The sequence below is a fragment of the Micromonospora sp. NPDC093244 genome, assembly GCF_040683695.1.
In the GTDB taxonomy this organism is placed as follows: domain Bacteria; phylum Actinomycetota; class Actinomycetes; order Mycobacteriales; family Micromonosporaceae; genus Micromonospora.
Genome location: NZ_JBFBEO010000001.1, coordinates 2,067,728 through 2,091,983, shown reverse-complemented (window position 1 = coordinate 2,091,983; position 24,256 = coordinate 2,067,728). Strand labels below are relative to the sequence as shown.

Here is a 24,256-nt window from a genome sequence, read left to right as displayed (position 1 = left end):
ACGGCCCGGCGGGCGGGGGAAGACCCGATGGTCTCTTCCTACCCAGCTGCCCGCCCCGATAGCCCAGCCGGAGCGCCCCGATAGCATTGCGCCCCGAAAGGTGGTGGCGTGGGGATGCGCGAGAAGGTGACCCGACTGTTCGTCGCGGCGGCGATCGCCGAGGCGTGCTCCTGGCTGGCCCTGCTGGTCGGGATGGCGGTCAAGTACGGCCCGCCGGACAACGAGCTGGGCGTCAAGATCTTCGGCCCGATCCACGGCGGCCTGTTCGTCGCGTACGGCCTGCTGGTGCTGGCCGTGGCCCGGCTGCGCCGGTGGAGCCTGCCCGTCACGTTCGTGGCGCTGGCCAGCGCGGTGCCGCCGTTCGCCACAGTGATCTTCGAACGCTGGGCCCGCCGCCGGGGAATGCTCGGCACCGAGCGTGTGCCGGAGCGCGAGCCCGCCCCGGTCGGTTGAGCGGCGCGCCTGAGCGGAGCGGTCGGTCGCGCTGAACGCTCAGTCGCCCAGGAAGTCGGCGAGTACGGCGGCGAGGGCCTCCGGCGCCTCCTCGGCCATGTGGTGACCCGAGTCGACCGAGGCGGCCCGCACGTCGTCGGCCCACTCCCGCCAGATGGCCGCCGGGTCGCCGTGCAGCTCCACCATGTCGTCGCGCTCGGACCACACGAACAGCACCGGGCAGCCGATCTTCCGCCCGGCGGCCCGGTCCGCGTCGTCGGCGGCCCGGTCCGGCCCCAGGCCGGCGCGGTAGTCCTCGCACATGGCGTGCACCGTCGCGGGGTCGTGGATGGCCCGCGAGTAGTCCGCGTACGCCTCCTCGCCCATCTCGGCGGGGGAGCCGCCGTACCAGGCGTCCGGGTCCGCGTTGATCACCCGTTCCGCCGGCTTGTCGGTCTGGCCCAGGAAGAACCAGTGCCACCATCGGGCGGCGAACCGGGCGTCGCAGGTGTCCAGCGCGACGCCGATCGGGATCCCGTCGAGCACGCCCAGCCGGCTCACCCGGTCCGGGTGGTCCAGCGCGGTGCGCATCGCCGCGTACGAGCCGCGGTCGTGACCGACCATTGCGGCCCGTTCGTGGCCGAGCTTGTCGAGCAGCGCGACCACGTCGCGCGCCATCGCCCGCTTGGCGTACCCGGAATGGTCGGCGGTCTCCGCCGGCTTCGTCGAACCCCCATAGCCGCGCAGGTCCGGGCAGATCACTGTGTGCCGCTCGGCGAGCAGCGGCGCGACACGGTGCCAGGTGGTGTGGGTACGGGGATGGCCGTGCAGCAGCACGACCGGTGAGCCGGACCCGCCGTGGCGCACCCGCAGGCGCACCGGACCGACGTCGATCTCCTCAAGCGTGAAACCGGGGAACATGCCGAGGCCGGTGCCCGCCGGGGCGGGCCCGGAAACCCGGTGGGCCGGTCAGGTCAGCGCCGAACACGCCACGATGCCGGTGAGCAGCAGCGCGCCCAGCACCGCCTGCAACAGCAGCGGTGGGCCGAGGTGCGACCAGAGCGTCGCGGTACGCGGGGTCAGCAGCTGCCCGGTGGTGAGGTTGACGATCCGCTCGATGCGCGGCGGCAGATCCGGGTCGCGTTGCGGGCGCAGGGTGAGCTGCACGTGGTCCGCCGGGTGCAGCGCGCTCTGCGGCAGGTGGCCGTGCAGCTCCACCTCGCACAGCTGACCTGCGGTGTTGCGCAGCCGTACGGGGGTGACCAGGTATTCCGGACCCTGCTTCAGCTCCTTCCACCGTCGCCGGGTGCCGCCCCCGCCGAAGGAGAACAGCGTGCGCAGCAGCAGGGCGGGCAGCCTGGCGATCGCCGCCGCGGCGAGTACTGCCACCAGCACCGGTTGCCCGACGCGTATCTCCCGGGTGTAGCCGTCCAGCAGGCGGATCAACCGTCCGGTGACGATCCGCTCCGTCGGGTGCACGATGCGTCGGGTATCGAGTCCGCTGTCCATTTCCACCACCGAGAGTCCGCGTCCGTTCACTCATCGTATCGATGTCCTCGGTTGAACGACGTGAATGAAACCTGGTCACGGGCTCACGGCGGCGAGGTGACATCCCGGGCGAGCAGGGTAAGCGGGGGGCCGAGCTGGAAAGGGGTCGAGCATGCAGCTGTCCTTCCTGCGCCCGCTCTACGACCGTCCCGGGCCGTGGTGCTCGGTGTACGTGGACGCCTCCGCCGACACGGAGGACGCCCACGAGGCGCTGGCCCTGCGCTGGCGTGCCCTCGAACGCAGCCTGGCCGACCAGGGCGCCGACGAGGCGAGCATCGCCGCGTTGGACCGCGTGGTCCGTGGCCACGACCCGATGGTCGGGGACTACGGAATCGCGGTCTTCGCCAGTCACGGCCGGGTGGTGCTCTCCGAGTACCTGTCCGCGCCGCCACTTCGCGATCTGGCCCACTACGGCCCGCTGCCGCACGTGATGCCGCTGCTCGCCCAGCGCGGCGAGCAGGTGGCCTGGGTCCGGGTGCTCGCCGACCGCACCGGCGCGGACGCGGTCGCCATCAGCGCGGGCGGGGTGCCCCGACGGGCGCACGTCGTCGGCCGGGAGACCTTCCCGCTGCGGCGGGTGCAGCCCGGCGGCTGGTCCCAGTCGCACCACCAGAAGGCCGCCATGGAGGCGTGGCACCACAACGCCGGCGACGTCACCGCGGCGACCGTGGAACTGGCCGAGAAGGTCGGCGCGGAGGTCGTGGTGGTGGCCGGCGACGTCCGGGCCACCGGGGTGATCGCCGCGCAGATGCCCGAGCGCTGGCAGGACCTGATGGTGCGTACCGACGCGGGCTCCCGCGCCGGCGGTGCCGACCAGACGCTGCTGGACGACCTCACCGTGCAGACCATCGCGGAGGTCGCCGACCAGCGCATCGCCGCCACGCTCGACAAGTTCGGTGTGCAGGAGGACGTCGGCGGCGGCCTCGACGCGGTCGTCTCGGCGCTGCAACGCAACCAGGTGGACACCATGCTCATCGTGGACGACCCGTCGGCGAACGGTGAGCTGTGGATCGGTCCGGAACCCACCGAGATCGCCGTCGACCCGGGGCAGTTGGCCGCCATGTCGGTGACCGACCCGCAGCGGGTACGCGCCGACGCGGCGCTGGTCCGCGCCCTCGTCGGCACCGACGCGGCGCTGACCGTGCTGGGCCCGGACGAGGCGCCCGAACTCGCCGACGGCGTCGGGGCGGTCCTGCGCTACGTCGATCCCGGCACTCCCGGGCGCGGCAATGGCTGAGCGGTTCGTGGCCGACCTCGTGGTGCAGCGGCTGCTGGCCTGGCGGGTGCCCCGCGTGTTCGGCTATCCGGGCGAGGCGATCGCCCCCCTCGTGGAGGCGTTGGAGCGGACCGGCGGGGACCCGGCGTTCATCCCGGCCCGGCACGAGGAGACCGCCTCGTTCATGGCGACCGGGCACGCCAAGTTCACCGGCGGCATCGGCGTGTGCCTGGCCACCCAGGGGCCGAGCGCGGTCCAACTGCTCAACGGCCTGTACGACGCCAAGCTGGACAGCAAACCGGTGGTCGCGATCGTCGGCGAGGACATTTCCGGACCGCTCGGCGGCGCCCACCAGGAGATCGGGCTGAGTCGGCTCTTCGCGGACGTGTGCAACCAGTTCGTCCGCTACGGTCGCAGCCCGCAGGAGGTGCCGGGGCTGCTGGACCAGGCATTCCGTACGGCGGCGGCGACCCGCAGCCCGACCTGCGTGGTGCTGCCCCGGCAGTTGCAGGAGGCCCTGGTGCCCGACCTGCACACCAGCGCCGTCGGGGTGATCTCGGCGACGCCAGGTGAGCCGCTGGCCCGGGTCCTGCCGCACGAGGTGGACCTGGAGGCCGCCGCGCAGCTGCTCGGCGGTGGCCGGCGCACCGCGATCCTCGTGGGCCAGGGCGGACGGGGCGCGGCCGCGGAGATCGTCGAGCTGGCCGACCGCCTCGGCGCCGGGGTGGCCACCTCGCTGCTGGGCAAGCCGGTCCTCGACGAACGGCTGCCCTTCCACGCCGGGGTGCTGGGGGAGGTCGGCACCCCGGCCGCTGCCGAACTGATGGGCGGCTGCGACACGCTGCTGCTGGTCGGCACCAACGACCCGTGGACCGACTACTTCCCGATGCCGGGACAGGCCCGCACGGTGCAGATCGACATCGACGGGCGGCGCATCGGCACCCGCTACCCGGCCGACGTGCCGCTCGTCGGCGACGCCGCCGAAACCCTGCGGGCGTTGCTGGCCCGGGTGCCCGACCGGCCCAACCCGCAGTGGCGCGCCACGGTGGAGAACTCGGTGGACCGCTGGCGGGCCGACGCCGCCGAGCGGGCCGCCGCGCCAGCCGAACCGATCAACCCGCAGCTGGTGCTCCAGGAGCTGTCCAGCCGGCTGCCGGGAGTCGGCTCGGTCGCCGTCGACGTCGGCTCGGTCCTCTACTGGTACGCCCGGCACCTCGTCCTGCCGCCCGGTGTCAACGCGCAACTGTGCGGCACCCTCGGCTCGATGGGCTGCGCCCTGCCGTACGCGGTGGCCGCCAAACTGGCCGCACCCGACCAGCCGGTGGTCGCACTTGCCGGCGACGGCGCCATGCAGCTCAACGGGCTCGCCGAGCTGATCACCGTGTCGCACCACTGGCAGCGGTGGCGCGACCCTCGACTGGTGGTGCTGGTGCTCAACAACCGGGACCAGAACGGCATGGGCGGCGGGCGGCAGCCGTCGAACGATCAGACCCGACGTCGACCCGACGTGCCGTACGCCGGCTGGGCCCGGCTGCTCGGTATGCACGGCGTCCGGGTGGACCGGCCCGAACTGGTCGGCGCGGCCTGGGACGAGGCCCTCGCCGCGGACCGTCCCTGCGTACTGGAGGCGGTCGTGGACCCGGCGGTGTCGCTGGCGCCGCCGGACCCGGCGTTCGCCGACCTGCGCGGCCTGTACGCCGACGGGGCGGCGGCCCGGAAGGTACGGGAACAGACCGAACGCACTGTCGCCGCGCAGGATGTCGTTTAGCGGCCCTGATCAGGGGCATCAGAAGCGGCCCGACGACGCTGGAGGTCCCATGCCGGAGCCCGCCGACCGCCGCTACGGTCCCGCACCACTACCGCAGCCGCGCGGTCCGCTGTCCGCGGCGGTGACCGATGCCCTGCGGCGTGCCCCGCACGACCTGCCGGCCAGCCTCGGCGCCGACCTCGACCCGGAGGACCCGCTCACGGACGAGGACCTGCAACTGACCCTGTTCCTCTGCTACGAGCTGCACTACCGGGGCTGGCGGGGCGTGGACGACGACTGGGAGTGGCAGCCGACACTGCTGGGCCTGCGTGCCCGCGCCGAACGGCCCTTCGAGGCGGCGCTGCGCCGGCTGGTCGGTTCCCCGCGGGTGCCGGCCGCCGGAGTGGCCGCCGGGCTGGCCGAGCTGGTCGCATCCGACGACGGGCCGTCGCTGGCCGCGACGCTCCAACGGCGTGCCGACCTCGCCCAGTTCCGCGAGTTCGTCGTGCACCGTTCCGTCTACCACCTGCGCGAGGCGGACCCGCACAGCTGGGCCCTGCCCCGCCTCGGTGGCGAGGCCAAGGCCGCCCTCGTGGAGATCCAGACCGACGAGTACGGCAACGGCCGGCTGGACCGGATGCACTCCGAGCTGTTCCGGCGCACCCTGGACCGGCTGGACCTGGACACCGGGTACGGCGCCCACGTGGACGCGGTGCCCGCGGTGACGTTGGCGACGAACAACCTCATGTCGCTGTTCGGCCTGCACCGGCGCCTGCGCGGCGCGGTGCTCGGGCACCTGGCGGCCTTCGAGATGACCTCTTCGCTGCCCAACCGCCGCTACGGCAACGGGTTGCGCCGGCTCGGCTTCGACGAGGTGGCCACCGGCTTCTACGACGAGCACGTCGAGGCCGACGCGGTGCACGAGCAGATCGCCGCGCACGACATGTGCGGTGGCCTGGTCCGCGCCGAACCGGCCCTGGGGCCGGACGTGCTGTTCGGCGCGGCGGCCGGCCTCGCGGTGGACCGGCTGTTCGCCGCGCACCTGCTGGACAGCTGGGCCGCCGGGCGCAGCTCCCTGCGTCCGACCGTGCCATCCACCCCGCCCACCCTGCCGCCGACCGTCCCGCTGGTGGCGGCGACCCCGATGGCTCCGCCGGCCCCTACCGCGCTCGTCTGAGCCCGGAGGGCTCACCACGCTGGATTCGCCGTGTCAGGTGCGGGCTGCCCCGCCCCTGCGCGGTGTGACCCGGGCGGCGACGACCCACTGTCACCCCTCGCGGGTGGTGCCCGCCCGGAAGTTGATCGCCTTGTGGGTGCCGTCGCAGAACGGCTTGAGCGCCGACTTGCCGCAGCGGCACAGCGCAACCGTGCCCCGGCGCGCGTCGATCCGCTCGCCGTCGGGCGTGACGAGGGCGAAGTCGCCGCGGACCAGAAGCGGTCCGTCCTCGTACGGGGTGATCGTGGCGGCGGCGGGCTCGCTGGTGTCGTCGGTGCGCATGGCCCCGGAAGTGCCCGCCCTGGCCGGCCCGAAACCCGAGGGACCGAACGCCGGTGATGACCGGCGCACCCCCCCGACCAGCGGATTGTGCCGCCGGGAGGGTGATGCCCCGTTTGAACCCCATCGGGACGGGAAGCCGGGCCGCGTGGTGAGCGAACGAGGCAAGGTGGGGCCGGTGCACAAGGTGCGCAAGGGGCTCACGGCCGACGGCGCCGGTCTGGCCGGCGACCGGGTCGTGGCCGTGGGCAGCGCCGCCCGGGTGCTGGTCGCCGCCACCGCCCGCGCGCTGAACGGCACGGACTGCGCCGACCTGGGCCACCCCGGGCCGATGTCGCGGTTCCCCGGCACACCCGAGCCGGTCCGCCGGGCCGCCGTCAGCCGGGCCGCGGGGCGGGTCGCCCTCACCGCCACCCAGGTCGACGAGGTGGACGCCGCCCGCGTGGCCCGCTGGTTCGTCGACCAGTACCCCCGGCGGCGCTACCCCGGCGTGCTGATCGGCTCGCCGCACGGCGCGGTGGCACACCTCGCGGTGGCCCTCGGCGTTCCGTGGCTCCCGGCCGGTTTCGAGATGACCGCGCACTGGTCCGACGGCGCGGTGGACCGCCCGGCGGACGCGCTGGAGCACGGCGCGGCACTGGCCACCCGGCTGCTCGCCGCGAACCCCGACCTGCACCTGCGCCAGGTGCACTGCCCGGCCAGCCGGGGATCCCTGACCGGGGCGACCGTGTCGCTGACCGCCGCATGGCAGGCCCTACCGGCCGCGTACGGGCAGTTCCTGACCGACCGGCTCGCCCCGGGCGCCCCGGTCGTGCTGGTCCGTGACGTGCGGACCTGGCCGGTGCTGGAGCACGCGCCCCGGCACAGCTTCCAGGTCGGCTGCCCGGCCAGCGGGCTGGACCCGGTCGACTTCCACCCGGACAGCCACGCCCTGCGCCAGGTGCTGCGCTCCGTCGGCGGCGACGCCACCCGGTGGGAACCGCCGCAGGTGTCCGCGCCGTCCGGTTACGCCGAGCACGGCGTCGAGTCGGGCTTCGAGCTGTCCGCGCGGGACTGGGCGGCCCGCCGCGAGCACCCGCTGCACCGGGTGCTCGTACCCCGTCCGGCGGCGCTCAGCGCGGGGGTTGCCGACCTGTACCGGCGGTGGCTGCGGGGCGCCGGCAAGACCGGTGACCGGTTGGTGGTGGAGTGCGGCCGGCTGCTCGATCCGTGGCAGGTGGTGCGGGCGGGGCTGGTGCCGTACTGGTGCGAGAACGCCACCAGGCGCAGCGTCGACGAGGCCGAGTGGTGGCTGGCCGGCAGCGAGGCGTTCACCTCGGTGGACGTGCTGCCCGAGCCGCCAGGCGTGCGCTCGCCCGCCCTGGCCGGCCTGCCGCAGTGGCTGGCGGTCGCCGGGTTCGGTCGCCGCCGTCGGGCGTTGGACCGCACCTCGGCCCGGGGCTACCCGGTCACGTCGGTGCCCACCCGCCGGGCCACCGAGGTGCTCCGCTCCCAGCCGTACGACCTGCCCGCGCCGCCCCCTCTGGGGGCCGTCGAGGCCCTGTCCACGCTCCGCGACAGCGGCCGCCACCAGGGGTTGCTGGTCTCCTGAGAAGGAGGACGCCGAAACATCCTCGCGAACCCGGGGTCCCGTGATTGAGTACCTACGGAGCGGGAACATCGCTGGCTGCGACGCCTTCATCGCGTTGCGTGCACGGCGTTGTCGCCCGCTGGCATCCCAGTCACTGACCCACTTTCCGGCCCGGTGCGTGGCTCGACCACGCGCACGACCGGTTTCCCGATCCGGGCGGGGGACCTTCCTGAGGGAGGCGCGGATGTTCGGACAGACCAGCACGACCACGACCACACCACCACCCACCGAACGGGGTCTGGAAGACCTCGACGCTGCGGCGTTGGCGTACGCGGCCCGGATCGAGGGGCTGCCGCCGGAGCGTCGGCAGGAGGCACGGGACGACCTGGTCCGCTTCGCGCTGCCGTTCGCCGGCCGGCTGGCCCGCCGCTACCGGGGGCGCGGAGAGCCGCTGGAGGATCTGGAGCAGGTGGCCCGCCTGGGGCTGGTCAACGCGGTCGACAGGTACGACCCGGAACGGGGCTCCTTCACCGCGTACGCCGCGATCACCATCGTCGGCGAGATCAAGCGGCACTTCCGGGACCGCACCTGGGGTGTGCACGTGCCCCGGCGGCTGCGCGACCTGATCCTCGAGGTCGGTCAGGCCACCGCCGCGCTGACGAGTGAGCTGTCCCGGGCGCCCACGGTGGCCGAGCTGTCGGCCCGGCTGGAGACGCCGGAGGAGGAGATCCTCGCCGCGCTGGAGTCGGCGGCCGGCTACAGCCCGGCGTCGCTCAACGCGCCGGTCGGCGGGGAGAGTTCCGCCGAGTTCGGCGACCTGGTCGGGGAGTCCGACAACGCGCTGGAATCGGTCGACGACCGGGTGACGGTCAGTGGCCTGCTGCACCGGCTGCCCTGGCGGGAACGGCGCATCCTGGCCATGCGCTTCTACGGCAACCAGACCCAGGCGGAGATCGCCGCCCGGTTCGGCATCTCGCAGATGCACGTGTCCCGGCTGCTGTCGCGGGCGCTGACCTGGCTGCGTCAGGCGATGCTCGCCGACGCGCCGCCGCCGTGGCAGAACGGCGCCGCCGAACCGGACCCGGGCAAGACCCGGATCTCGGTGAAGCAGAACGGCGACCGGGTGGTGGTGGAGGTCGGCGGCGAGGTCGACCGCGACGGCGCGGACCAGCTGCGCCGGGCCATGCTGGAGGCGGTCACCGGTCAGCCCAGCGAGGTGGTCGTCGACCTGGTCGGCGCGGGCGGCTTCGACGCCGGCGGGATCGCCGCGCTGATGGCCGGACGGGACGCCGCGGAGCGTACCGGTGTGCCGCTGCGGCTCACCCGGGTCCAGCCAGCGGTACGCCGTTCGCTCACCGCCGCCGGCCTGGCACCGGCCCGGGACTGACCCAGCGCCGACAAACGACGAGAGGGCCGACACCCCGTGGGTGTCGGCCCTCGTGCGTCGTACGCCGGTCAGCGGTCCTCGGGGTTGCCGTCGCTGTGCGGGTGCCGCCACCGCTCGTGCGGCTTGGGCGCGTCCTCGGCGTCCTGGGGCGGGTCGCTCTGCTCGAAGCTCGGACGCCGTATCCCCTCGGGTTCCGGCACGTCCACCGGGCGCGCGCCGGAGCGGGGTGCCGGCTGGTACTCGGCGGCGTCGCGGGCGCCGTGCGCGCCCTCGGCGGCCGGCGACTCCGGCGCGTGGTGCTCCATGTGCAGCTCCTCGGCGAACTGCTGCGGCGGCTTGGTGGTGCGCTGCGGCAGGTCCCGGCCCAGGTCGGAGACGAGCGGGCCGTACTTGAGGTCGAACGCGGGCCGTTCGGAGCGGATCCGGGGCATCCGGTCGAAGTTGCGCAGCGGCGGTGGGCAGCTCGTGGCCCACTCCAGCGAGTTGCCGAAGCCCCACGGGTCGTCCACAGTCACCATCGCCCCGTACCGCCAGGACTTCCAGGCGTTGTAGATGAAGAACAGCGTGGACAGGCCGAGGACGAAGGCGAAGATGCTGGAGATCATGTTCAGCGTGGTGAAGCCGTCGCTGGGCAGGTAGTCGGCGTACCTCCGGGGCATGCCCTCGTTGCCCAGCCAGTGGTGCACCAGGAACGTGCCGTGGAAGCCGATGAACATGGTCCAGAAGTGGGCCTTGCCGAGCCGCTCGTCGAGCAGCCGTCCGGTCATCTTCGGCCACCAGAAGTAGTAGCCGGCGAAGAGGGCGAAGACCACGGTTCCGAAGACCACGTAGTGGAAGTGCGCCACGACGAAGTAGCTGTCGTGGGTGTGCCAGTCCGCCGGCGGGCTGGCCAGCAGCACCCCGGTGAGCCCACCGAGCAGGAAGGTGACCAGGAACCCGATGGAGAAGAGCATCGGTGTCTCGAAGGTCAACTGCCCCTTCCACATGGTGCCGATCCAGTTGAAGAACTTCACGCCGGTGGGCACCGCGATCAGGTAACTCAGGATGCTGAAGAACGGCAGCAGCACCTGACCGGTGGCGAACATGTGGTGCGCCCACACCGTCATCGACAGCACGGTGATCGCGACGGTGGCCAGCACCATGCCCGTGTAGCCGAACAGCGGCTTGCGGGAGAAGACCGGGATGATCTCGGTGATGATGCCGAAGAACGGCAACGCGATGATGTACACCTCGGGGTGGCCGAAGAACCAGAACAGGTGCTGCCAGAGCATCGGCCCGCCGGTGGCCGCGTCGAAGACGTGCGCGTTGAGCAGCCGGTCGGCCGAGAGGGCCAGCAGTGCCGCGGCCAGAAGCGGGAACACCAGGATCACCAGCACGCTGGTGAACAGCATGTTCCAGGTGAAGATCGGCATCCGGAACATGGTCATCCCGGGCGCGCGCAGGGTCAGGATCGTGGTGATCAGGTTGACCGCGCCGAGAATGGTGCCGAGGCCGGAGACGACCAGGCCGACCACCCACATGTTCGCGCCCACGCCCGGGCTGTTCTCCACACTGCTCAGCGGGGTGTACGCCGTCCAGCCGAAGTCGGCGGACCCCTGTGGGGTGAGGAACCCGCCGATCACCAGGAGGCCGCCGAACAGGTACAGCCAGTACGCCAGCGCGTTGAGCCGGGGGAACGACACGTCCGGGGCGCCGATCTGGATCGGCACGATGAAGTTGCCGAACCCGAAGGCGGCGGGGGTGGCGAACAGCAGCAGCATCACCGCGCCGTGCGAGGTGAAGAGCTGGTTGTACTGCTCGGAGGAGAGGAACTGCATGCCGGGGCGGGCCAGCTCCGCCCGGATCAGCATCGCCTCCAGGCCCGCCACCAGGAAGAAGGCGAAGGAGGTCAGCAGGTACAGGATGCCGATCTGCTTGTGGTCGGTCGTGGCCAGGAACTTGATCAACGAGTTGCCGGGGACCGGCGACCGTACCGGTCCGGGGAAGCCCCCGAAACGTGCCGGTGCCAGGATCGCCGGGCCCCGGTCGCGACCGGGTTCGGTGGTTACCCGCTTGGGCATGGCTGCTCACCCCGTCGTGACGGCAAAGGGACGGGCGTGCCTACCCGACCCTCTCACCATGAAACCAGGCCAGAGGGGTAATTTCGGTCAGATCGCCAGTACCACCGCGAACGTTCAGCCGACCGGCACCAGCGCCCAGACGGCCTTGCCCCGACCGGTCGGCACGCTGCCCCACCGCTGCGCCAACTCCCGCACCAGCAGCAGGCCCCGGCCACCCTCGGCGCGCAGGTCCAGCCCGGCCGGCTCGGCCGCCGCCCGGCTGCCGTCCACCACTGCCACGTGCAGGTACGGCCGGCGCAGGGTCAGCGTCACCTGCATCGGCGTGCCCGCGTGGCGGACCACGTTGCCGACCAGTTCGCTGAGCACCAGCGCGGCCGGACCGGCCGCCTCGGGCAGATTCCACCGGGTGCACGCGTCCCCGACCAACTCCCGCGCCCGCCGGCAGGCGCCGGCCACCGGCTCCAGGCGGGCCCGCAGCCGGGGCGAACTGGCTTCGCCGGCCATCCGGGTCGCCTCCGCGCAGTCCGGCGACACCGGGACCACCCGGCACGTCGTCGACTCCGCCAGCCAGCGCGCGGCGGCCGGCGGGGGAGCGCACAGCACCACGGGCACGGCCGGCCACTCCTCGGCCCGCCGGGCCGTGGCCGCGAACACCGACAGCGCCAGCCGGTCTTTCACGGTGACGTCGGTGAGATCGATCACCAGCGCGTCCGGCTGGGCGGCCAACGCCCCGTCGAGGGCCTGGTGCACCGAGCGCATGGTGCCCAGGTCGAGGGCCCCGGTGAGCTGGACGACCGCCACCGGTGCCGTTTCGCGCACCTCGCAGGTGATCCGGCTGGGCATCCGGGCTCCCTCGATTCGCTTTGTGGGTCGGGATCTGCCAACTACCCGAGGCCACCCGGCGTCAAACCGGACCAACCGGATCGCGCGCGCACGTCACCGTCGGGCTCTCCCGGTCAGCAGGCCCAGCGCGATCATGCCGACGCCCAGGCCGAGGTGCAGCCAGCCGTCGGCGTCGTTGACCGGCAGCACGTTCGCGCCGGTGTCGTGATCCACCGCCAGCCCGTACAGCCAGAGCACCAGGTAGACGGCGCCGCCGCCGATCAGGAACGTCCGCGCGCCGCCGACCGTCCGCGCCAGCGCCAGGCCGGCCACCCCGAACAGCAGGTGGACGAGGTTGTGCAGCACCGACACCTGGAAGACGCCGAACAGGAACGCACCCGAGCCGTGCCCGGCGAAGCGCAGGTCACCCGTGCCGCTGGTGATCCCCGGCACGAAGCCGAGCACCCCGACCAGCAGGAACACCACCGCCACAGTCGCGGCCGCGCGGCGTACCGGCGGCTTGCCCTCGGCCGGGTTGGCCCGGGCCCGGGAGTGCGCCATCGGTCCGACCATCACCGGCTCCTCGCTGCGCGCGGGCGTGGGCGCCGCGCATACCCGGTGCCGCCGCCGGCAAACCGACGGCGGCACCGGGGCAGGTCAGACCGGTTGCAGCCGGGTCGTACCGGCCAGCTCGCGGACCCGCTGGTACAGCTCGACGTAACGCTGCGCCATCACCTCCGGGGTGAACCGACGCGCGGCCACCCGCCGGCACTCGTCGGGGTCGAGCAGGTCGGCGGCCAGCACGAGGTCGGCCAGCTCGTCCTCGTCTGCCGTCAACAGTCCGGTGCGGCCGTGCTCGATCAGCTCGGGCAGGCAGCCACGGGCGGTCGCCACCACAGGCGTGCCCAGGGCCAGCGACTCGACCACCGCCGTACCCCCGGGCTCCTCCCACCGCAGCGGGAACAGCGAGGCACGGGCGCTGGCCAGCAGGTCGTCGCGCTCCTGACCGGCCACCGTCCCGATCCAGCGGACCAGGTCACCGTCGACGTGCGGCGCCACCTCGTCGAGGAAGAACCGCACGTCCGGGTTCTGCCGGGCCTCGTCGCCCGCCGCCGCCAGGTCGGCCGGACGGTGGTACGGGCCGACCGGACCGGCCAGCACCAGCGGGATCCCGACCCGGTGCGCCAGCCGCGCGCCGACGTCCTGCCCCTTGCCCGGGTTGATCCGGCCGAGGATCAGCAGATGCTCACCCTTGTCCGGGCGGGGCCGGCGGTCGGCGTCCACGGCCAGCGGGGTGGACAGGTGAACGTGCCCCACCGAGTGCTCCCGCAACGCCAGCGGCGCCCGGGCCAGCTGGGACGCGGAGACGCCGTTGACCCGGACCCGGTCGCCGCCGTCCAGGCTGCCGTACAGCGCCGGGTGCTTGGCCAGATCCCAGTGCAGGGTGTGCAGGGTCGGCGGCCCGGACGGGCCCATCGCCGCCAGGGTGGCCAGCCCGACGGCCTCCACGTGGTCGTGCACCAGGTCGATGTCGTCGCGGGAGTGCAGCTCGCGGACCACCCCGGCGAGGTGCGCCTGGGCGATCCCGCAGACCTGGTTGTACGGGCGCTGCAACGCGGCGAACTGCCCGTCGTCGAAGACCGACATCCGGTCGTCCACCGGCAGGGTGCTGCTGCCCACCGAGGCGAGCACCACCCGTACGCCGAGTCGCCGCAGCTCCGGCACCAACGTGGCGATCACGTTCTCGATGCCGCCGTAGCCGGGGGGTGGCACGGACAGCCACGGACCGGCGTTCATCAGGACGGTGAGACTCATCGGAGGACCTCCCGGCCACTCATGCCGCGGCCACCCGTCGGCGGGGAACCCGGTGACGCAGCTCGGCCAGCGGCGGACGCTCCTCGACGGACACGTCGCTGACCACGATCTCCCGGTCGAGGTTCGGCAGCGCGTCCGAGCCGCCCCGACGGAACTGGGTCAGCAGCGCCTCCGGCGACATTCCGGGGCTCGCCCAGCCGCGCCGCTGCAACCGGGACCACGCCGTCAACATGATCTGCGCGGACATCCGCCCGAGCGCCGCCGTGTCCTGGTGACGGTGCTTGCGCTCACCGAGGTCGACCTGCGCCAACGCGTCCAGACCGACCAGCTCCAGCAGGTCGATGAGCATCGCCGTCTCCACGCCGTACCCGGAGACGAACGGCACCCGGGAGAGCACGTCCCGCCGGGCGGCGTACTCGCCGGCGAGCGGCTGCACGAAGCCGGCCAGCTCCGGCCAGAACAGGTTGAGCAGCGGTCGGGCCATGAGTTCGGTCACCCGGCCGCCGCCGTCCTGCTCGACAGTCGCCGTACCGACCAGGGGCCGGTGGTAGAAGCCCTTCACGAAGTCGACGGACGGGTCGGTCAGCAGCGGGCCGAGCAGCCCGCTGACGAAGTGCGGCCGGAACTCGCGCAGGTCGGCGTCGATGAACGCGACCACGTCGCCCTCGGCCGCGGCCAGGCCGGCCCAGAGCGCGTCGCCCTTGCCGGTGAGCTGGGGCAGACCCCGGGTCATGTCGTCCTGGCTGACGACCTCCGCGCCGGCCGCCCGGGCCACCTGCGCGGTGCGGTCGGTCGACCGGGAATCCACCACGATCAGCTCGTCGACCAGGGCCACCCGGTCCATCAGGTGTTCCCGGATGGTCGACACGATGGCGCCGACGGTGGCCTCCTCGTTGCGTGCCGGCAGCACCACGCTGACCCGGCTGTCGCCCTTGGCGCGCAGCAGGCGGCGTGCCGGCCAGTCCGCCGCCGAAGTGGTCCGGTACGTGGCCCACGCCTCCACCACCGGTGACACGCTCGATGTCGTATCCCGCACTGGCACCCCTTAAGAATCGTGGGCGGAAAGAACCGGGTTTGGTAGTTCCCACTCCCCACCACGCGCTAACCGCTTCCAAGGCAACAGCTTGATCACGCAGGTGACGATGACGCGTTCCCGGGGGATGAACGTTTGATTGCGCACACCCCAGGGGACTGCTGACACGCTCATGAAAAGTTCTCGAAGGGGTTGTCGAATGCGTGCATGCCGGGTGGGTCTGATCGGCGCCGGGGGAGTGGCACAACGCCACGCCCGGGTGCTGGGCGGGTTCGATGACGTCGAGCTGATCGGGGTGACCGACGTGGTGCCCGACGCCGCGGCCGCGTTGGCCGCGGAGCACGGGACGCGCGCCTACGCCGACGTGGCCGAGCTGCTGGCCGCCGGCCCGGACGCGGTGTACGTGTGTGTGCCGCCGTTCGCGCACGGCCCGGCCGAGCAGGCGGTGCTCGACGCCGGGCTGCCGATGTTCGTGGAGAAGCCGGTGGCGGTCGACCTGGCCACCGCCGAACGCGTCGCCACCGAGGTGAACCGGCGGGGGCTGCTGACCGCCGTCGGCCACCACTGGCGTTACCTGAGCGTCCTGGACGAGGCCCGCGAGCTGCTCGCCGACCGGCCGGTGCGGATGGTCAGCGGCGCCTGGCTGGACAAGGTCCCACCGGTGGCGTGGTGGGCGCGGCGCGACCGCTCCGGCGGCCCGGTGGTCGAACAGGCCGCCCACGTGCTGGACCTGGTCAGGGCACTGGTCGGCGAGGTGAGCGAGGTCACCGCGTACGGCAACGGAACGCCCCCGCCTGTCGACGGCGCGGACATCGACTCGGTGACCACCGCCGTGCTGCGCTTCACCAACGGCGCGGTCGGCACCCTCAGCGCCGCCTGTGTGCTCGGTTGGAAGCACCGCGCCGGGCTGGAGATCCTCGCCGACGGGTTGGCGCTGTCGCTGACCGAGGAGGGCCTGACCATCCGCGACGCCGACGGCGAACGGCATGTCCCGGCCGACCCCGAGGCCGCCCGGGTGGCCGTCGACCGCGCCTTCGTCGACGCGGTGCGCGGTGTCGGCGACGACGTACGCGTCCCGTACGCCGAGGCGCTTGCCACCCAGCGACTGGCCCTCGCGGTCTCCGACTCGGCCCGCACCGGCGCGACCGTGCGGCTCGCCGCCGGCAGCCCCGCGGCGCTCACCTCCGGGGTGACGGTCGATGCGTGACAAGGTAGTGGTGGTCACCGGGCCGGGCCGCGTCGAGGTGGTGGAGCAGGACGCCGCGCCGCTGCGCCCCGGCACCTTCCGGGTCGAGACGCTTTTCAGCGGCGTCTCCGCAGGCACCGAGTTGAGCTACGTCAAGGGCACGAACCCGTACCTGAACGTCACCTGGAACGCCGATCTGGGGCTGTTCCAGCCGGGCGAGGCGAGCACCCCGTACCCGGTGAACCGGCTGGGCTACATGCAGGTGGGCCGGGTGGTGGAGAGCGAGACCCCGGCCGTCGCGGTGGGCACGGTCGGCGCGATGACGTACGGGCACCGCACCGGCTGGCTGGCCGACCCGGTAGCCGAACGGTTCGTGCCGCTGCCCGACGACCTGGACCCGCTGCTCGGCGTCTACGTCGCGCACATGGGGCCGATCTGCGCCAACGGTCTGCTGCACGCCGCCGCCGACCTGCACGGCACGGATGTGCGTTCGCTCGGCGACGGCGTCCGCGGCAGGCGCGTCGCGGTGGTCGGCGCCGGTGTGGTGGCCCTGCTGACCGCCCTGTTCGCGAGGCGGCACGGCGCCGCCTCCGTGGTGGTGCTCGACCCCACCGCACAGCGCCGGCAGGTCGCCGAGGCGCTCGGCCTGGAGACCCTCGACCCCGAGGCGGACGACCCGGCGGCCGTGCTCAAGACCCGCTGGGCGCACACCGCCGGCGACCGGGGCGCCGACGTGGTGTTCCAGTGCCGGGGGCAGGCGTGGGCGTTGCAGCTCGCCCTGCGGCTGCTCCGACCGCAGGGCACGGTCATCGACCTCGCCTTCTACCAGGGCGGCGCGGACGCCGTCCGCCTCGGCGAGGAGTTCCACCACAACGGGCTGGCGCTGCGCTGCGCCCAGATCGGCCGGGTGCCGCGCGGGCTCGCCCCCACCTGGGACCGGGAACGGCTGTCCGCCGAGACGATCGAGCTGCTGCGGGCGTACGGCGACGGGATCCGCAAGCACCTGGTCTCGGCGGTGGTGCCGTTCGACGAGGCGGCCACCCTGCTCACCGACCTGGCCGAACGCCGACGGCAGGAACTACAGGTGGTACTGGCCGCCTGACCTGGCGTCCGGGCGTGACCGGGCGGACTACCGTTCCCGGCATGACCGCTTCCGAGCGCCGGCCTCCCGGCCTGGCCGCGCTGCTGCCGTACCTGCGGGACCACCGCGGCACCCTCGCCGTGGTGGGCGTGTTGTCGCTGGTCGGCGCGGCGGCGTCCCTCGCCCAGCCGCTGCTGACCCGGTCGGTGCTCGACCGGGTCAGCGGTGGTCTCGGGGTGTCCGACCTCGTCGCGGCGCTGGTGGCCCTCGTGCTGCTCGGCGCGGCGATCGGCGGGCTGCGCGACTACCTGCTGCAACGCACCGCCGAGGGGCTCGTGCTGGGCACCCGGCGGCGGCTCGCCGGGCACCTGCTGCGGCTGCCCATCGCCGAGTACGACAGCCGGCGCACCGGCGACCTGCTCTCCCGGCTGGGCTCCGACACCACGCTGCTGCGGGCGGTCGTCACCTCCGGCCTGTTCGAGACGGTCACCGGGGCGGTGATGGTGCTCGGGGCCGGCACCGCGATGGTGCTGCTCGACCCGCTGCTGTTCGGTGTCACCCTGCTCGGGGTGGGCCTCGGTCTGGGCTTCGCGCTCACGTTCGCCCGCCGGGTCCGCGCCCTCGCCCGCGCCGCCCAGGAACGGATCGGCGAGATGACCTCCGCGGTCGAGCGGGCCATCTCCGCGGCCCGGACCATCCGGGCCAGCCGCGCCGAGGCACGGGAGGCCGAGACGGTCACCGGCAGCGCCCGCGAGGCGTACACGGCGGGACTGCGGGTGGCCCGGGTGCAGGCGGTGGTCGGGCCGGTGGGCTCGGTCACCGTGCAGGGTGCCTTCCTGCTGGTGCTGGGCGTCGGCGGCGCCCGGGTGGCCGCTGGCGCGATCACCGTCGGCGATCTGGTCGCCTTCGTCATGTACCTGTTCTTCCTGGCCCTGCCGCTGGGTCAGGTGCTGCGCGCGTACACCCAGTTGCAGTCCGGCCTGGGCGCGTTGCAGCGGATCGAGGAGATCCTGACCGTGCCGGCGGAGGGCGCGGCGGACCGGCCGGCGGCCGGGGGCGCCACGGCGACCGCGCGCCGACCCGCCCCGATGATCGAGTTCGACCGGGTGGGGTTCGGCTACCCCGGCGGGGCGTCGGTGCTGCACGAGGTGAGCTTCGCGGTGCCGGCCGGCACCCGGACCGCCCTGGTCGGCCCGTCCGGCGCCGGCAAGTCGACACTGCTGGCCCTTGTCGAACGCTTCTACGAGGTGAGCGCCGGCGCGGTCCGCCTGGACGGCACCGACGTGCGGGACCTGCCCCGCGACGCGCTGCGCGCCCGGCTGGGCTACGTCGAGCAGGAGGCCCCCGTACTCGCCGGCACGCTGCGCGAGAACCTCCTGATCACCACCCCGGACGCCTCCGACGACCGGTTGCGCACAGTCCTCGACGAGGTCAACCTCGCGCACCTCGCCGACCGCACCCCGCAGGGCCTGGACGTCCAGGTCGGCGAGGGTGGCGTGCTGCTCTCCGGTGGCGAACGGCAGCGCCTGGCCATCGCCCGCGCGCTCCTGGCCGGTCCGCCGGTGCTGCTGCTCGACGAACCGACGAGCAACCTCGACTCGCGCAACGAGGCCGCCCTGCGCCGCGCCATCGACGCGGTGGCCGTCCGCCGGACGTTGTTGATCGTGGCGCACCGGCTCGCCACAGTCGTCGACGCCGACCAGATCGTCGTCCTCGACGGCGGCCGGGTGGTGGCCGTGGGCACCCACGCCGAGCTGAGTGCCACCGACCCGCTCTACCGGGAGTTGGCCGCCCACCAGCTACTGGTCGCCTGAGCCGCCAGCCCGGGGCGGACATGCCGGCGGCCGGGCCGCGCAAGCCGCCGCGGATCGCGTACCGTTGCCGCTCATGGGTGTCTCGCAACGGTTCAAGAGCAAGTTCCGGCGGTTCCTCCAGCGCCCGGGCTCGACCGTCGAACTCGCTCCTCTGGAGAAGATGCTGCCGGCGATCGAGGCGCGCGAGGCCGACCTCGCCGCGCTCGACGACGCCGAGCTGACCGAGGCCGCCGGCGCCGCCACCGGTTACGAGGAGATCTGCGCCGTCGGCCGCGAGGCCGCCCGTCGGGGCCTCGACCAGCGGCCGTACGACGTGCAGCTGCTCGGCGCGATGGCGCTGCTGTCCGGCAAGGTCGCCGAGATGGCCACCGGTGAGGGTAAGACCCTGACCGCCGCGATCGCCGCGTACGGGCACGTTCGGCTCGGAAACGGGCCGGTGCACGTGCTCACCGTCAACGACTACCTGGCCCGCCGCGACGCCCAGTGGATGGAGCCGGTCTACACCCTGCTCGGCCTGACCGTGGGCTGGGTCAACGAGGCCTCCAGCCCGCAGGAGCGGCGCGACGCGTACGGCTGCGACGTCACCTACGTGTCGGTCAGCGAGGCGGGTTTCGACTACCTGCGCGACCAGCTGGTCACCGACATCGCCGACCGGGTGCAGCCGCCGCTGACCACCGCCATCGTCGACGAGGCCGACTCGATCATGATCGACGAGGCCCGGGTGCCGATGGTCCTCGCCGGCGCGGTGCCGGGCGAGCAGGACCCGGTGCACGCCGCCGCCGCGCTGGTGCGCGGGCTGCGCAAGGACCGGCACTTCACCGTCGCCGAGGACGGGCGCAGCGTGGCGTTCACCTCCGCCGGCCTGGCCGCCGTCGAGGCCAAGCTGGGCATCGACCTGTACGACGAGGAGCACGTCGCGCAGCTCTCCGCCGTCAACGTGGCGTTGCACGCGCACGCGCTGCTGCACCGCGACGTGGACTACATCGTCCGCGACGGCTCGGTCGAGCTGATCGACGAGATGCGCGGTCGGGTGGCCCAGCGCCGCCGTTGGCCCGACGGACTCCAGGCGGCGGTCGAGGCCAAGGAGGGCCTGGACGCCACCGCCGAGGGCGAGGTGCTGGGCACCATCGCCGTGCAGGCGTTCATCGCCCTCTACCCGAAGGTGTGCGGCATGACCGCCACCGCGGTGCTGGTCGGGGACCAGCTGCGGGAGTTCTTCGGCCTCGAGGTGGCGGTGATCCCACCGAACACGCCGTGCGTGCGCGAGGACGAGCCGGACCGCATCTACGCCACCCGGGCGGAGAAGGACGAGGCGCTGATCGACGAGATCCAGCGCTGGCACGCCAAGGGACGGCCGGTGCTTGTCGGCACGCTCGACGTCAAGGAGTCCGAGGCGCTGGCCGCCGGCCTCAACACGGCCGGGGTGCCCTGCGTGGTCCTCAACGCCAAGAACGACGACGAGGAAGCGGCGATCATCGCCGAGGCTGGCGCGTACGGCGCGGTGACCGTCTCCACGCAGATGGCCGGCCGGGGCGTGGACATCCGGCTCGGCGGCAGCGACCAGGCCGACCAGGAGCGGGTGGCCGAGCTGGGTGGGCTCTACGTGATCGGCAGCGGCCGGCACGACAGCCGGCGGGTCGACGACCAGCTGCGCGGCCGGGCCGGCCGGCAGGGCGACCCCGGTGGCTCGGTCTTCTTCGTGAGCCTGGAGGACGACCTGGTCGTCCGCCACGCCGCCGACTCGGTGCCCGCGTCGCCGCGGATGAACGCCGACGGCCTGGTCACCGACGAGCAGGTCGACTACGCGGTGGAGCACGCCCAGCGGGTCGCCGAGGGCGTCAACCACGAGATCCACCGCAACACCTGGCGCTACAGCGTGGTGATCGAGCAGCAGCGCAAGGCCCTTGCGCAGCGCCGGGAGCGGCTGCTGACCAGTGACGTGGCAGCGCTCATGCTGCTGGACAAGGTGCCCGAGAAGGCCGGCGAGATGGACGAGGACCTGCTCGCCCGGGCCGCCCGGTCGATTGCCCTCTACCACCTGGACCGGCTCTGGGCCGAGCACCTGTCCGAGCTGTCGGAGGTCCGCGAGGGCGTGCACCTGCGGGCGCTGGGCCGGCTCGACCCGCTCGACGAGTTCCACCGGGCCGCCGTGCCGGCCTTCAACAACCTGATCCCGGAGATCGAGGCCCGCACCATCGCCACGTTCACCGAGACCGAATTCGACGAGGACTGGGAGCCCGACGACAGCACCCTGGTGCGCCCGACCGCCACCTGGACGTACCTGGTGCACGACAACCCCTTCGGCTCCGAGCTCGACCGCCTGATCGCGTCGATCGGCCGGCGGCTCAGCGGCGCCTCGCGCTGAGGCTTTCGCGGGGCTCCTGCCGGCCCGCCACCCGGTGCGGCAGGAGCCCCGTTTTACGCCGTTTCGACCCGGGTTTCGCAGGGTAGTAGGGCGGGTCGGTCAAGTCGGAAGAGAGCAGACGATGACACAGGTGACGATGCCAGCTGGGCAGGCACCGAGGCGTACGGGAGCTGCGGACCAGTGAACCTGGACACGCGGGAACCCGTGGTGCACAACCTGGGCGTACTGGAGACCGCCGCCCTGCTGCGGGAGTTGACCGCCGGCCTGATCGCGCTGACCGATTTCGATGAGGCGCTGCTGGCGCTGGTCCGGGTCACCCGGGACGCGGTGGCAGGCGTGCGCTGGTGCGGATTCACGGCGCTGCGAGCCGGCGAGCCGGCCGGTGTGGCCGCCTCCGACGACCGGCTGGCAGGCCTTGACGATCTGCGCCACGGCCCGGACTCGCCGGCGATGAGCGCGATCCAGCGCCGCGAGATGATCCTCGCCGTGGACCTGGCCGGTGAGCCACGCTGGCCCGCCTGGACGGCCCGCGCCCGCGACCTCGGCGTGCGCGGGGTGATCTCCGCCCCGGTGGACATCGACGACCAGGTGATCGGTGCCATCAACCTGTACGCCGCCGGACCGAACCTGCTCACCCCGCAACACCAACTGACCGCGATGCTGCTCGCCGAGCACGCCGGCCTGCTGCTGGCCGCCGTACGGGACCGGGGCCGGCAGGCCGAGATGGCCGGCGAGCGCGACGCCGAGCTGCTGCTCGACGGCGTGGTCGGCCAGGCCGTCGGCGTGATCATGACGCAGCGGGGCTGCCCGCCGGCCGAGGCCCTGGACGTGCTGCGCACCGCCGCGTCCTCGCTGGACATCCCGCTGCGCGAGGTGGCCGAGCGTCTGGTGCGGACGGTCTCCCGCCAGCGCGAGAGCTGACCGGACGCGCCGCTCCTCGCCGTACCGGACAGAGGGCACCACCGCCCGCTCTGGCGCGCGGCGGCGATTCGGGCGGCGTCGTTTCGTGAAGACGGGGCACGGGTAGCACTCTGGTACTGGTGAGCTGCGCCGACCCTGGGGAGGACGAATGCAGAGCCGGCTGCGGGTGCAGGGGCACCCCATCCAACCGATGCTCGTGACGTTTCCGCTCGGGCTGTTCGTCAGCGCCACCGTCTTCGACCTGAGCGATGTCATCGGCGGGCCGGCGTTCCTGGGCGAGGTCGGCTACTGGACCGGCGTCGCCGCCCTGTTCGCCGCCGCGATGACCGCGGTCGCCGGCATGGTCGACCTGTGGGACGTGCCTGTCGACCGTACCCGCCGCACCGCCGTCGCCTTCAACCTGGTGAACGCGGCGATGGCCGGCCTGTTCCTGGTCACCTGCCTGGTGCGCGCGCAGTCGCCGCAGCGCGGCGCGACGGTCGCAATCCTGCTCACCGAGCTTGTCGCGCTCGTCGCCGGCGGCGTCGGCGTACGCCTGGGCGCCCGGCTCATGCGCCAGTTCGACGCCGGCCGCGCCGAGACCGGCAGCCTCGACGCGCTCGCCGGCTCCACAGTCGAGGTCGCCCGCCCACGTCCCTGACGGGGCGCGTACGCCGGCAAATGTGTTGCCCCCGGCGCGGGCTGCCGGCGAAGCCGACCGCCGTGGGCACCGAGCGGGAAGCCGACGAGTTGATCGCTGAGCCCGTTCGAGGCCCGGTCCACCCGCTTCCTCATCGACGCCGTCCGCCCCTGACCGCCTGCCCGGAGGGTCGTCAGTGGGGGTGGGACTCGTGGTGGTCCGCCAGGACGTCGGCGCCGAAGTCGCTGGCGGGGCGGCGCAGGACGGTGTGCGCGTGGTTGCCGTCCTCGGTGGTGTTGTCGTACTCGATCAACAGGTCGTCGCCCTGGATCCGGTAGTAGTGGCGCTGCCCCGGGCGGGTCGGGCCGGCCCAGGCGAAGTGCAACTCGCCCCCGTCGAGACGCCTCGCCTCGCGGACGGCCAGCTCCGGTGGTAGCCGGTCCAGGTAGAGCGCGACCACCTGGTCCAGCAGTGCCCGGCCGGTCGGTCCCAGCCGGCCGGCCGGCACGCCGAGTGGCTCCAGCGGGGTGTCGACGTGGGCGCGGGTGGCGCTGATGATGTCCGCCGGCGCCTCGTCGGCGATGATCGCGGCGGATCGTCCGGCCGGGTCGAGCGCGTCGAGCAGGGTGCGGGCGAGGTCCTCCTCGACACCGAGTGGGCGGGAGACCGGGCGGCCGGCGTACCGCACGGCCGCCGGGTTGGCGCCGAAGAAGATCGGCGCGGGGGAGACCTGGTCGTCCACGACGGTCATGGTCACCGACAGGTGGTGCCCCTCCAGCCGCCACGACCAGCGGTCGTCGCGCGCCGGATCACCGAACACGGCGACCCAGTAGTCGCCGCTGTGTCGCCCGCGACGCCATCCCTCGGCGCGGTCGAGGACCTCCTCCAGCGCGATGATCGCCATCGCCTGCGCGTACGCGGACGGGCTGAGCGCCGTGGCGAGCAGTCGGTGTGCGGCCTTGCGCCCGACGACGTCCAGCTCGGCGAGGCTGACCCCGGGTCGGGGTCGGGGCCGGTACTCCAGCCAGCGTCGGGCGGGCTCGTCGTCGAACTGGTGGACGGCCTGGTCGCGGGCCGCCGGATCGAGCGCGGCCAGCAGAGCCGTGCCGGCGGTGCGCATCTGCTCGGGCAGAGGATCTTCCACC

21 protein-coding genes are annotated in these 24,256 nt (G+C 73.3%); 12 read left to right on the top strand and 9 right to left on the bottom strand.

Translation table 11 applies throughout. The annotated features are described in order from the left end of the window. Window positions 1–114: 114 nt before the first annotated feature. A complete protein-coding gene (locus tag AB0N27_RS09490; RefSeq protein WP_364366175.1) occupies window positions 115–453 on the top strand; it encodes a DUF3817 domain-containing protein in 339 nt (112 codons plus the stop codon). Between the two features lie 39 nt (window positions 454–492). Here AB0N27_RS09490 and AB0N27_RS09485 read toward each other — a convergent pair whose 3' ends face one another. Both AB0N27_RS09485 and AB0N27_RS09480 read right to left on the bottom strand, forming a co-directional pair. Continuing rightward, window positions 493–1,353, bottom strand: coding sequence for an alpha/beta hydrolase (locus AB0N27_RS09485; protein ID WP_364365645.1), 861 nt, complete (start codon window positions 1,351–1,353; stop codon window positions 493–495). Window positions 1,354–1,401: 48 nt separating this feature from the next. Beyond that, a complete protein-coding gene (locus AB0N27_RS09480) occupies window positions 1,402–1,950 on the bottom strand; it encodes a hypothetical protein (RefSeq protein WP_357986956.1) in 549 nt (182 codons plus the stop codon). A 142-nt stretch (window positions 1,951–2,092) separates the two neighbouring features. On the opposite strand from AB0N27_RS09480, the gene AB0N27_RS09475 reads away from it, so the two are divergent. Genes AB0N27_RS09475 through AB0N27_RS09465 form a run of 3 tightly spaced genes read left to right on the top strand, consistent with a single transcriptional unit; the run spans window position 2,093 to window position 6,120 of the window. Then, a complete protein-coding gene (locus AB0N27_RS09475; protein WP_364365641.1) occupies window positions 2,093–3,217 on the top strand; it encodes a Vms1/Ankzf1 family peptidyl-tRNA hydrolase in 1,125 nt (374 codons plus the stop codon). Further along, window positions 3,210–4,964: a thiamine pyrophosphate-binding protein gene (locus AB0N27_RS09470; RefSeq protein WP_364365638.1), complete on the top strand. Its 1,755-nt coding sequence runs from the start codon at window positions 3,210–3,212 to the stop codon at window positions 4,962–4,964. The genes AB0N27_RS09475 and AB0N27_RS09470 overlap by 8 nt, the downstream gene beginning before the upstream one ends. A gap of 49 nt (window positions 4,965–5,013) precedes the next feature. Further along, on the top strand, window positions 5,014–6,120 hold the full coding sequence (locus AB0N27_RS09465; RefSeq protein WP_364365635.1) for an iron-containing redox enzyme family protein: 1,107 nt from the start codon (window positions 5,014–5,016) through the stop codon (window positions 6,118–6,120). Between the two features lie 90 nt (window positions 6,121–6,210). Here the strand turns inward: AB0N27_RS09465 and AB0N27_RS09460 are convergent, their stop codons facing one another. Next, on the bottom strand, window positions 6,211–6,441 hold the full coding sequence (locus AB0N27_RS09460; protein WP_112587484.1) for a CDGSH iron-sulfur domain-containing protein: 231 nt from the start codon (window positions 6,439–6,441) through the stop codon (window positions 6,211–6,213). Window positions 6,442–6,625: 184 nt separating this feature from the next. On the opposite strand from AB0N27_RS09460, the gene AB0N27_RS09455 reads away from it, so the two are divergent. Then, window positions 6,626–8,029 (top strand): hypothetical protein, encoded by a 1,404-nt coding sequence (locus tag AB0N27_RS09455; protein ID WP_364366172.1) that lies wholly within the window; start codon window positions 6,626–6,628, stop codon window positions 8,027–8,029. Window positions 8,030–8,252: 223 nt separating this feature from the next. Continuing rightward, window positions 8,253–9,395: a SigB/SigF/SigG family RNA polymerase sigma factor gene (locus AB0N27_RS09450; protein ID WP_364365631.1), complete on the top strand. Its 1,143-nt coding sequence runs from the start codon at window positions 8,253–8,255 to the stop codon at window positions 9,393–9,395. A 68-nt stretch (window positions 9,396–9,463) separates the two neighbouring features. Here the strand turns inward: AB0N27_RS09450 and ctaD are convergent, their stop codons facing one another. The 5 genes from ctaD to AB0N27_RS09425 form a co-directional block, all read right to left on the bottom strand. After that, a complete protein-coding gene (ctaD, locus tag AB0N27_RS09445) occupies window positions 9,464–11,455 on the bottom strand; it encodes a cytochrome c oxidase subunit I (protein ID WP_364365628.1) in 1,992 nt (663 codons plus the stop codon). A 114-nt stretch (window positions 11,456–11,569) separates the two neighbouring features. Next, window positions 11,570–12,298 (bottom strand): STAS domain-containing protein, encoded by a 729-nt coding sequence (locus AB0N27_RS09440; RefSeq protein WP_364365625.1) that lies wholly within the window; start codon window positions 12,296–12,298, stop codon window positions 11,570–11,572. Window positions 12,299–12,391: 93 nt separating this feature from the next. Next, window positions 12,392–12,850, bottom strand: coding sequence for a DUF4383 domain-containing protein (locus tag AB0N27_RS09435; RefSeq protein WP_364365622.1), 459 nt, complete (start codon window positions 12,848–12,850; stop codon window positions 12,392–12,394). Between the two features lie 84 nt (window positions 12,851–12,934). Beyond that, window positions 12,935–14,092 carry a glycosyltransferase gene (locus AB0N27_RS09430; protein ID WP_364365619.1) on the bottom strand — a complete coding sequence of 386 codons (1,158 nt, stop codon included), beginning with the start codon at window positions 14,090–14,092 and terminating at the stop codon, window positions 12,935–12,937. Between the two features lie 19 nt (window positions 14,093–14,111). Next, a complete protein-coding gene (locus AB0N27_RS09425) occupies window positions 14,112–15,095 on the bottom strand; it encodes a glucosyl-3-phosphoglycerate synthase (RefSeq protein WP_364366169.1) in 984 nt (327 codons plus the stop codon). A gap of 229 nt (window positions 15,096–15,324) precedes the next feature. Between AB0N27_RS09425 and AB0N27_RS09420 the strand changes: the two genes are divergently transcribed. The 6 genes from AB0N27_RS09420 (at window position 15,325) to AB0N27_RS09395 (ending at window position 23,132) form a co-directional block, all read left to right on the top strand. After that, window positions 15,325–16,332, top strand: coding sequence for a Gfo/Idh/MocA family oxidoreductase (locus AB0N27_RS09420; RefSeq protein WP_364365616.1), 1,008 nt, complete (start codon window positions 15,325–15,327; stop codon window positions 16,330–16,332). Beyond that, a complete protein-coding gene (locus AB0N27_RS09415) occupies window positions 16,325–17,413 on the top strand; it encodes a zinc-binding dehydrogenase (protein ID WP_364365613.1) in 1,089 nt (362 codons plus the stop codon). Before AB0N27_RS09420 ends, AB0N27_RS09415 begins: the two co-directional genes overlap by 8 nt. 41 nt (window positions 17,414–17,454) lie before the next feature. After that, window positions 17,455–19,206: an ABC transporter ATP-binding protein gene (locus AB0N27_RS09410; RefSeq protein ID WP_364365610.1), complete on the top strand. Its 1,752-nt coding sequence runs from the start codon at window positions 17,455–17,457 to the stop codon at window positions 19,204–19,206. A gap of 73 nt (window positions 19,207–19,279) precedes the next feature. Continuing rightward, the gene (secA2, locus tag AB0N27_RS09405) at window positions 19,280–21,571 is read left to right on the top strand and encodes an accessory Sec system translocase SecA2 (protein ID WP_364365607.1); all 2,292 of its coding nucleotides are present in this window, start codon (window positions 19,280–19,282) and stop codon (window positions 21,569–21,571) included. Between the two features lie 180 nt (window positions 21,572–21,751). Then, window positions 21,752–22,492 carry a GAF and ANTAR domain-containing protein gene (locus AB0N27_RS09400; RefSeq protein WP_364365604.1) on the top strand — a complete coding sequence of 247 codons (741 nt, stop codon included), beginning with the start codon at window positions 21,752–21,754 and terminating at the stop codon, window positions 22,490–22,492. A 148-nt stretch (window positions 22,493–22,640) separates the two neighbouring features. Continuing rightward, window positions 22,641–23,132 (top strand): DUF2231 domain-containing protein, encoded by a 492-nt coding sequence (locus AB0N27_RS09395; protein WP_364365601.1) that lies wholly within the window; start codon window positions 22,641–22,643, stop codon window positions 23,130–23,132. A 172-nt stretch (window positions 23,133–23,304) separates the two neighbouring features. On the opposite strand, the gene AB0N27_RS09390 is transcribed toward AB0N27_RS09395, so the two are convergent. Further along, window positions 23,305–24,255, bottom strand: a complete 951-nt coding sequence (locus tag AB0N27_RS09390; protein WP_364365598.1) for a DUF3500 domain-containing protein — start codon at window positions 24,253–24,255, stop codon at window positions 23,305–23,307. Window position 24,256: the final 1 nt, after the last annotated feature.